We start from the raw sequence: 9,221 nt of genomic DNA on the forward strand, positions 1-9,221 counted from the left end.
GCCGCCACGGTCGCCGTCGTCGCGGTCGCGCTGGGCCTCAACCAGCTGTCGACGAGCGTCTCGGACGACACCGCTGGCACCAGCGCCCTGGACCGGCCGGCCAGCGCGCCCGAGGGCGCCGCGGCGGCCGGCGCGGTCCGCACCACCGGCCCGGCACTCCGCAGCGGTACGGACTACACCCCGCAGATCCTCGGCAACGAGCCACGTGTCGACACGCAGAGCTCTACGGCTCCCAGCCGGGTGACCAGCGAGGCGCCCGGCACCCAGCCGCAGACGGACGACGAGGAGGATCGGCGTCCCGCCAGCGCTGGGCTGACCCAGTTGAGCCGGCTGGCCGACGAGGCCGCGCTGACCAGATGCCTGACCGACGTGGCGGCCGAGCATGGCAACGCCCCTCTGGTGGTCGAGGTGGTCGACTACGCGCGGTTCCAGGGCGAGCAGGCGCTGGTCATCCGTTTCACCGATGCGACCGGGGCTCGCTGGGCCTGGGTGAGCGGCCCGGAGTGCGGCGTGCCCGGGTCCGGCTCGGACAGCCGGTATTCGGCGCGGGTAGGGTGAATCCACGGTCAACGGCGGCGATGACCGCCCACGTGACCTGACCCACCGGATGCCCGGCTCGGGAATCCCCGGTTCGTACGATGACGTTCTGGAAGTCAGCTGCCGGCCTCACCCAGGCGTCGGCAACTCGGATCAGCATCGGTGCTCGCGCCGACGCCGAACACACACAACTCGGGAGACGGCAGTGGACGAGGTCCGCAACCTGATCATCATCGGCTCCGGGCCGGCCGGCTACACGGCGGCGGTCTACGCCGCACGCGCCAACCTGAAGCCGCTGATCATTGAGGGCGTGCAGTCCGGTGGCGCGCTGATGACCACGACCGAGGTGGAAAACTTCCCCGGTTTCGCTGACGGCATCCTCGGCCCCGAGCTGATGGACAACATGCGCAAGCAGGCCGAGCGGTTCGGCGCCGAGTTCCTCACCGACGACGTGACCCGCGTCGAGCTGGTGGACACCGGCGACGTCGGCTCCGACGCGGTGAGCACCGTCTGGGTCGGCGAGACCGCCTACCGGGCCCGATCGATCATCCTCTCCACCGGTTCGGCCTGGCGTCCGCTGGGCGTGCCCGGTGAGCAGGAATACCTGGGCCACGGCGTCTCCTCCTGCGCCACCTGCGACGGTTTCTTCTTCCGCAACCAGCAGATCGTGGTCGTCGGCGGCGGCGACTCGGCGATGGAGGAGGCCAGCTTCCTCACCCGCTTCGCCGAGTCGGTCACCATCATCCACCGGCGTGACTCGTTCCGGGCCAGCAAGATCATGGCCGACCGGGCGCTGAGCAACGAGAAGATCAAGGTCGAGTGGAACAGCACCGTCGAGGAGGTCCTCGGCGACGACGGCAAGGTCACCGGCGTACGGGTCCGTAACGTGCACACCGGTGAGACCAAGGTGCTGGACGTGACAGGTGTGTTCGTGGCCATCGGTCACGACCCCCGCAGCGAACTCTTCCGTGGTCAGGTCGAAATGGACGACGAGGGCTACGTGAAGGTCCACGCCCCGAGCACCCGCACCAACGTGCCGGGTGTCTTCGCCGCCGGCGACCTCGTCGACCACACCTACCGCCAGGCGATCACCGCGGCCGGCACCGGTTGTGCCGCCGCGCTCGACGCCGAGCGGTTCATCGCGACGCTCAGCTGAAGCAACCGAACACATCTGAGGAGGAGGGGCCATAGTGGGAAAGACCAAGGCGGTCACGGACGCGAGTTTCGTCGCGGACGTGCTGCAGGCTGACAAGCCGGTTCTGGTGGACTTCTGGGCCGAGTGGTGCGGCCCCTGCCGCAAGGTGTCGCCGCTGCTCGAGGAGATCGCCGGCGAGATGGGTGACCAGGTCACCATCGTCAAGCTCAACATCGACGAGAACCCGGAGACCGCACGGGCCTACCGGGTGATGTCGGTGCCGACGCTCACCGTCTTCAAGAACGGCCAGCCGGTGCAGTCGATCGCGGGCGCCAAGCCGAAGGGTGAGCTGGTCAAGCTCATCGAATCGGCCCTCTGACCAGCAGAAACACCAACCGGACCCCGTACCCGCTCCGCTGGGTGCGGGGTTCGGTTTCTCTCGGGCCGCACGGGGGACGTTTTTCCTGGCCCCCGCCACCTCACCGCCCCGAAACGCATAGCCTCAAGCCTGGGCCGCCCGGCCAGCCAGCGTCGTGCAGAGGGGGTCGTGCGTGCGTCCGATCCGACCCGGTGACCGGGGACCCGCGGTCACGGAGATCCGTACCATCCTGATCGGCCTCGACCTGCTCGCCGCGGCCGGGCCGCACGCCGACGAGTTCGACCTCGACACCGAGCGGGCGGTCCGGGCCTTCCAGCAGTCCCGAGGGCTCAGCGTGGACGGCCGGGTCGGGGCGGAAACCTGGCGGGCCCTGGACGCCGCCCGCTGGCGGCTCGGCGCCCGCACCCTCTACCACGCGGTCCCCGAGCCGCTCACCGGCGAGGACGTCCGGTCACTGCAGGAGCGACTGCTGGAGATGGGGTACGACGTGGGCCGGGCGGACGCCATCTACGGCGTCCGGACGTCCCGCGCCGTGGCCCAGTTCCAGCGCGAGGTCGGTCTCACCCCCGACGGCTCCTGTGGCCCGCAGACCATGAACGCGCTGCGCCGGATCGGCCGCAAGGTGGTCGGTGGCCGCCCGCAGTGGCTAAGGGAGTCTGACGCGATCCGGCAGTCCGGGCCGGCGCTGGTCGGCAAGACGGTGGTCATCGACCCGGGGCACGGTGGCACCGACCCCGGGATGGTGGTGCCGGACGGGCCGCTGCGCTGGACGGAGGCGGACCTCGTGCACGACCTCGCCAGCCGGCTGGAGGGGCGGCTCGCCGCATCCGGGGTGCGAGTGCAGCTCACCCGGGGGCCGTCGCCCGACAGGTGCCTGCCGGACACCGACCGGGCCCAGCTGGCCAATTCGCTCGGTGCCGACGTGTTCATCTCGCTGCACCTCGACGGTCACGCCAACCCGGACGCGGAGGGCGTCGCGACCTACCACTACGGCACCGACAACGGGGTGACCTCGGCGACCGGTGAGCGTCTGGCTGGGCTCGTGCAGCGGGAGATCGTCGCCCGGGTCGGGCTGCGGGACTGCCGCACCCACGCCAAGACATGGGACCTGCTGCGACTGACCCGGATGCCGGCCGTCCGGGTCGAGGTCGGCTACCTCACCTCACCCACGGACCGCGCCCAACTGGTCGACCCCCGGTTCCGGGACCGTGTGGTGGAGGCGATAGTGGCTGCCGTGCAGCGGATGTACTACCCGATCGAACGGGACGTTCCGACCGGCTCGCTGGACGTCAGCGAACTGCGGGCCGTCGTGGCCGCCGGCACCGTGATCGACTGATCCTCCGCCTGAGGGCGGTCACCCCGGGCCCGACGGTCAGCCGTTGGTGGAACGGGTCACCGGGGCAGGACGCACCGGGCGGAGCAGGGTTTCCGGGCTCATCGAGCCGAGCAACTTCTCCAGCGCGTACTCGACGTCGGACTTCCAGCTCAGCGCGGTGCGCAGCTCAAGGCGCAACCGGGGGAACCGCGGATGCGGACGTACGGTCTTGAACCCCACCGAGAGGAAGAAGTCGACCGGCGCCACGCAGCCACCCGAGGGGTCGTCCGCGTCGCCGAACTTGGCGTCGCCGAACGCCTCGATGGCCTTGATCCCACGCTTGGTCAGATCCCGGGCGACGCCCTGCACCAACATCCGGCCCAGCCCGCCACCGGCGAACGCGGCGACCACGTTGGCGGTCATCAGCAGTGCCGCGTCGGCGGAGACCGGCGAGGTCGGGAACGCCATCGAGCGGGGCACGTAGGCGGGCGGGGCGTACATCACGAAGCCGGCCGGCATTCCGTCGACGTACGCGAGCTTGCCGCAGGAGCCCCACTCCAGCAGCGTCTGGGAGACCCACGCCTCTTTCTCCAGGCCCGGGTCGCCAGCCGCGCAGGCACGCTCCGCGGAGACCGGATCGAGCTCCCAGTAGACGCACTGTCGGCACGGGCGCGGAAGGTCTTCCAACGTGTCGAGGGTCAGGCTGACCAGACGTCGCGACATATGGAGCATCCCCACAATAGGCTCGGTGGTGAGACCGGCATGGAACGACAGCGCCGCCTTCCTGCCCCCGACGAGCGATCGTACGCCGCCGATCGGAGATGCGGGAGGGGACGCGCAGATGCCCACCACACCGGGGGGTGTCGCACACAGTCCGCCATGTGGTCGATCCGTCCTGGCACGGCGCAGGGTGGCTTCGGCGGACTAGGATCGACAATCGGTGTCCTGCCGCCATGGTCAGCGGCGTGTGGGGTACCCGGGGCGGGAGCCACCCGAGCAGCGATCGAGGTGAGGTCATGACCGGCACGACACTCGACGACTACACCGACCGGTACGCCCGGCGGGTACGCGGGATGACCGCCTCGGAGATCCGAGCACTGTTCGCGGTCGCCAGCCGTCCGGAGGTCGTGTCGCTCGCTGGTGGCGCACCGTACATCGCCGCACTCCCGCTGGACGCGGTCGGTGAGATGCTCGGCCGGCTCGGCTCCGAGCACGGCGTGACCACCCTCCAGTACGGCATCGGTCAGGGCACCCTCGAGCTGCGCGAGCGGATCTGCGAGGTGATGTCGCTCTCCGGGATCGACGCCGCGTGCGGTGCCTCCCCGGAGGACGTCGTGGTCACCGTGGGCGGGCAGCAGGCCCTGGACCTGGTGGCCCGGCTCTTCCTCGACCCCGGTGACGTGGTGCTGGCCGAGGGTCCCACGTACGTCGGTGCGCTCGGCGTCTTCCAGGCCGCCCAGGCGCAGGTCGTGCACGTGCCGATGGATGCGGACGGGCTCGTCCCGGAGGCGCTGGAGGCGGCCATCGCCGACCTTGCCCGCGCCGGTCGCCGGGTGAAGTTCCTCTACACCATCCCCACCTACCAGAACCCGACCGGCGTGACGCTCAGCGAGGAACGCCGGGAACGGGTCCTCGACATCTGCGAGCGCGCCGGCCTGCTCGTCGTCGAGGACGACCCGTACGGTCAGCTGGGTTTCGAGGGTGAGGCCCCCGCGCCCCTGCGGGCCCGCCGCCGGGACGGGGTCTTCTACCTCAGCACCTTCTCCAAGACCTTCGCGCCCGGGCTGCGGGTCGGTTGGATCCTGGCGCCGCACGCGGTCCGCGACAAGCTGGTCATCGCCAGCGAGGCCCAGATCCTCTGCCCCAGCGGTTACGCCCAGGCCGCCGTCTCGACCTACCTGGGCACGATGCCCTGGCGTCAGCAGCTCAAGGTCTATCGCGAGGTCTACCGGGAGCGCCGGGACGCCCTGCTCGACGCGATGACCGACCTGATGCCCGAGGGCACCAGCTGGACCACCCCGGCCGGCGGGCTCTTCGTGTGGGCCAACCTGCCCGAGGGGCTCGACTCCAAGGCCATGATGCCGCGAGCCATTGCCGCCCGCGTGGCCTACGTGCCCGGCACCGGCTTCTACGCCGACGGCACCGGCACCGGCGCGATGCGGCTCAACTTCAGCTTCCCGCCCCCGGAACGCATCCGCGAGGGCGTGCGCCGGCTGGCCGGTGTGATGGAGCAGGACATCGCGATGCGCCGCGTCTTCGGTGCCGTGGGCGGCGCCGCCGGTCGACGCGGCCAGGCCGGCTCCGATGTGCCAGGGCCCGACTTGGCATGATGCCGGCATGGGTACGACCGCCATCGAGCGCCTCCTCGTGACCGATTCCGCCGCCTCGCCCGACCTGCGCGTCGTGGTGCTCGCGGGCGGCCTCTCCTACGAGCGGGACGTGTCACTGCGCTCCGGTCGCCGGGTGCTCGACGCGCTGCGCGCCGTCGGGGTGGAAGCCGAGCTGCGCGACGCCGACGTGGCGCTACTCCCGGCGCTGGCCGCCGACCCGCCGGACGCGGTGGTGATCGCACTGCACGGCGCCACCGGCGAGGACGGTTCGCTGCGCGGGGTGCTGGACCTGTGCGACATCCCGTACGTCGGCTGCGACGCCCGCGCCTCACGGGTCGCCTGGGACAAGCCCTCGGCCAAGGCTGTGCTTCGCGAGGCCGGCATTCCCACCCCGGACTGGGTGGCCCTGCCGCACGACCGCTTCTCCGAGCTGGGTGCTGTCGCCGTACTGGACCGGATCGTCGACCGGCTGGGCCTGCCCCTGATGGTCAAGCCCGCCCAGGGCGGGTCGGGGCTGGGTGGCGCGGTGGTCCGCGACGCCGCAGCGCTGCCCGCGGCGATGGTCGGCTGCTTCGCGTACGACTCCACGGCGCTCGTCGAGCGGTACGTGCCCGGCATGGACGTGGCGGTCTCCGTGGTCGACCTCGGCGACGGGCCGCAGGCGTTGCCGCCGGTGGAGATCGTGCCGCGTAACGGCGTGTACGACTACGCCGCCCGCTACACGGCCGGGCGAACCACCTGGCACGCGCCGGCCCGGCTGGCCCCGGAGGTGGCCGCCACGGTCGCCGACGTGGCCCTCGCCGCCCACAACGCACTCGGCCTGCGGGACCTCTCCCGCGTCGACCTGATCGTGGACGCCTCGGGCCAGCCGCACGTGCTGGAGGTCAACGTCTCACCGGGCATGACCGAGACGTCACTGCTGCCGCTCGCCGTGCAGGCGGCGGGGTTGGACTTCGGCCGACTCCTCGGCACGCTGGTCACCCGAGCAGCGGCCCGCCTCGCCACTTCCTGATCCGCTCGCCTCTTCCTGATCCGCTCGCCTCGGACACCCCGGTCGGGGGGTGTCCGAGGGTGCGACCCGCTGCATCGACGGGCGCTTCCCAGGGGTGGGTCCCTGGTCCTGGGGACGGGCCTGAGCCCTGGGCGTAGGGGGGCCGGGCGGGCCCAGGCGTCATTGTCCCAGGCGTCATTGTCCCAGGCGTCATTGTCCCAGGCGTCATTGTCCCAGGCGTCATTGTCCTGGGCGTCCGTGTTCTGGGCGTCGCTGTTTGGGACGTCCCTGTTTCCGGGCGTCGCTGTTTGGGGCGTCGCTGCTTGGGGCGTCGCTGCTTGGGGCGTCGCTGCTTAGGGCGTCGCTGCTTGGGGCGTCCGTGTTCTGGACGTCCCTGCTTCTAGGCGTCGCTGTTTGGGGCGGGCTTGCGGGGTGGCTTGTCGAGTTCGCCGGCGGCCTTTTCGGCAGCGTCGTCCGTCGGACCGTTCCCGGCCCGGGTTCCCGGGAGGACCGCAGGCCCGCTGGCAGGCACCGCCACCGCACCGGCGAAGCCGGGCTTGGGTGCGTCGGACGTGGACGGGCCGGACTCCGAGACGCCAGACGGTGTCGCGCCGGATGGTGCTGTGCCGGATGGTGCTGCCGCGCCGGCGGGCGCCGCGTTGCCGGCGGGTGCCTGGCTCGCGGCGGGTGCCGGGCTGGCGGCTTCGCTCGTCGGGGCGACGACGGCCCGCGTGGATCCGGCGTCGTCGTCCCCGTCCGCGGGATCTGTCGAGGCGGCCATGTCGCCGTCGGTCGGATCGACCCCGGGAGTGGAGTCCGCCGCTGGTTCGGGGATCTCCTCGGCCGCTTCGATGACCGAGGCAGCCGCAGCCGCAGCCGCCGCAGCGGCAACGGCGGCAGCGGCATCCGCAGCTTCGGACTGTGCCAACAGGCTGGACGGTGCCTGCCACTGGATGCGGGGTGGCTCGGCGAGCGGGCGGCCACCAAACTCGGCGAGCCAGGCGGCGACGAGCGCCAGATTTTCCCGCCACTGCGCCTCGGAGATCGGCGGCAGGATCGAGTCCCACAGTGACAGGAAGGTGCCCCGCAGCTGAAGGCGGCCGTACGGCCGAGCGAGGAACCACATGTGCAGGTGGGCTGAGCCGTCCCCCCACCGGTTGACGTGAACTCGCGCCACACCGTCAAGGGACCGGATGGCCCGCTCCAGTCGAACGGTCATCACACCCAGCTCGGCGGCCAGCAGGTTCGGCAGATCACCGAGGTCGAGGTGCGTCCGCGATTCCAGGATGAGCACCATGGGCAGCCCGGTGGGCCGGTCCATGGCACGTACCCGCCAGCGCTCTCCCACCCAGATGTAGGCATCGTCGGGTGCGTTGCAGGCGGTGCATTCCCGGAGACCCTCGCCCTTCCGGGGCGGTTCGACCGGGACCGGATCATCGAGTTGCTTCACGTGGAGGTCGCCCTCGAAGGGGAACGACGGCCACTGGGTGAAGTCCGGAACTGAGGGAGGGGTGTCGTGCACGACGCTGACCCTAACCGAGTCTGGCACCGCTGTCCCTACCTGAATGATCGGTCCGGGCCTGCCGAATCAGTGCCCGTCGCCGACCAGGTACGCCGGGTCACCACCCCGTCCTGAAGCGATGTCCACAGGCTGCCGAGATCCTGAACACAGGCCGTCATCCACAGGCTCGCACCCACTCCCACGCGCTGTTTCACGTGAAACAGGGGGTGCCTGTGGACAAAGGGTGTGGATAACTTTTCGGGCCGTCGGTCGTTGTCCGCGAACTGCCCGACAGGCGCTGGCAACGGTTCGCCGCCGGCACCTGAGCGCCGCCGTTCGCCCTGCTGCGCTGGCTCTTTGGAGGCCGCCCCAGCGGGAGGGGGTTGCCCGGTGCAGAGCCCGAAGCGGTCCTCGACCGAACCGCGACCTCGGCAGCGCGGTGGTCCCACCGAGCGCAGTCTGGGCAGGTTTTCCACAGGGGCCAACCAAGCCTGGGGATTCACCGGGTGCCAGAGGGCCAACCCGTGCGCGGCCCGGCGCAAGCGACGCGGCGCACCCTGCTCGCTGCTCGCTGCTCGCTGCTCGGTGCATACGGAACGAGGAGAGAGAAGACGTCGCGGCGTCGGGCGGTCACACGCAATAGATGCCTGGCCGAGCGGGACGCCGCCAGGCAGGGCCCGTGCCGGTACGGGATCGACACCCAGCGCGCGAGGCGGACAGATCAAGGCACGCACAGTCCAAGGCGCGCACGGACGAAGGCGCGCACGGACTAAGGGCGTGCGCAGGCCGAGGCATCCATCAGACCGGCGCGCACAAACCAGGCCGCGCACAGACCAGGCCGCGCACGAACCAGGCCGCGCACAGACCAGGCCGCGCACGAACCAGGCCGCGGAGATGTGGCCGGACTCAAGCCCGCGACGCGGAAACTGGATGCCTGCTCCGGCCGATCCCTCGGTGGATGTTCGTAGAGTGCCGTACAACGCCCCCCAGTTGCCCAGCCCCGCCTCGCATCTCGTACGGTAAGAGGTACAGT

Annotated in this window: 9 protein-coding genes; 7 read left to right on the forward strand and 2 right to left on the reverse strand. The window is 71.0% G+C overall.

Annotated features, from left to right (window positions below; genetic code table 11):
• The 4 genes from LADH09A_RS29860 to LADH09A_RS29875 all read left to right on the forward strand — a co-directional run.
• On the forward strand, nt 1-558 hold a 558-nt coding region (locus LADH09A_RS29860; protein WP_504854038.1), incomplete at its 5' end, for an RsmA family anti-sigma factor.
• A gap of 184 nt (nt 559-742) precedes the next feature.
• Entirely contained in the window at nt 743-1,693 is a 951-nt protein-coding gene (trxB, locus tag LADH09A_RS29865; RefSeq protein WP_238649007.1) for a thioredoxin-disulfide reductase, read from the forward strand.
• A gap of 34 nt (nt 1,694-1,727) precedes the next feature.
• On the forward strand, nt 1,728-2,051 hold the full coding sequence (trxA, locus tag LADH09A_RS29870; RefSeq protein WP_088950790.1) for a thioredoxin: 324 nt from the start codon (nt 1,728-1,730) through the stop codon (nt 2,049-2,051).
• A 172-nt stretch (nt 2,052-2,223) separates the two neighbouring features.
• Nucleotides 2,224-3,387, forward strand: a complete 1,164-nt coding sequence (locus tag LADH09A_RS29875) for an N-acetylmuramoyl-L-alanine amidase (protein WP_238649008.1) — start codon at nt 2,224-2,226, stop codon at nt 3,385-3,387.
• A 36-nt stretch (nt 3,388-3,423) separates the two neighbouring features.
• On the opposite strand, the gene LADH09A_RS29880 is transcribed toward LADH09A_RS29875, so the two are convergent.
• Nucleotides 3,424-4,089 (reverse strand): GNAT family N-acetyltransferase, encoded by a 666-nt coding sequence (locus tag LADH09A_RS29880; protein ID WP_238649009.1) that lies wholly within the window; start codon nt 4,087-4,089, stop codon nt 3,424-3,426.
• Nucleotides 4,090-4,382: 293 nt separating this feature from the next.
• Here LADH09A_RS29880 and LADH09A_RS29885 point away from each other — a divergent pair, with 293 nt between their 5' ends.
• From LADH09A_RS29885 to LADH09A_RS32170, 3 genes are all read left to right on the forward strand, one after another.
• The gene (locus LADH09A_RS29885) at nt 4,383-5,696 is read left to right on the forward strand and encodes an aminotransferase-like domain-containing protein (RefSeq protein WP_238649010.1); all 1,314 of its coding nucleotides are present in this window, start codon (nt 4,383-4,385) and stop codon (nt 5,694-5,696) included.
• Nucleotides 5,697-5,703: 7 nt separating this feature from the next.
• Nucleotides 5,704-6,708 (forward strand): D-alanine--D-alanine ligase family protein, encoded by a 1,005-nt coding sequence (locus LADH09A_RS29890; RefSeq protein ID WP_238649011.1) that lies wholly within the window; start codon nt 5,704-5,706, stop codon nt 6,706-6,708.
• A 162-nt stretch (nt 6,709-6,870) separates the two neighbouring features.
• Nucleotides 6,871-7,044 carry a pentapeptide repeat-containing protein gene (locus LADH09A_RS32170; protein WP_372492379.1) on the forward strand — a complete coding sequence of 58 codons (174 nt, stop codon included), beginning with the start codon at nt 6,871-6,873 and terminating at the stop codon, nt 7,042-7,044.
• Between the two features lie 43 nt (nt 7,045-7,087).
• Here the strand turns inward: LADH09A_RS32170 and LADH09A_RS29895 are convergent, their stop codons facing one another.
• Entirely contained in the window at nt 7,088-7,984 is an 897-nt protein-coding gene (locus LADH09A_RS29895) for a hypothetical protein (protein WP_274530379.1), read from the reverse strand.
• Nucleotides 7,985-9,221: the final 1,237 nt, after the last annotated feature.

Origin of the sequence: Micromonospora cabrerizensis (assembly GCF_022230955.1) — a bacterium.
Lineage (GTDB): Bacteria > Actinomycetota > Actinomycetes > Mycobacteriales > Micromonosporaceae > Micromonospora > Micromonospora cabrerizensis.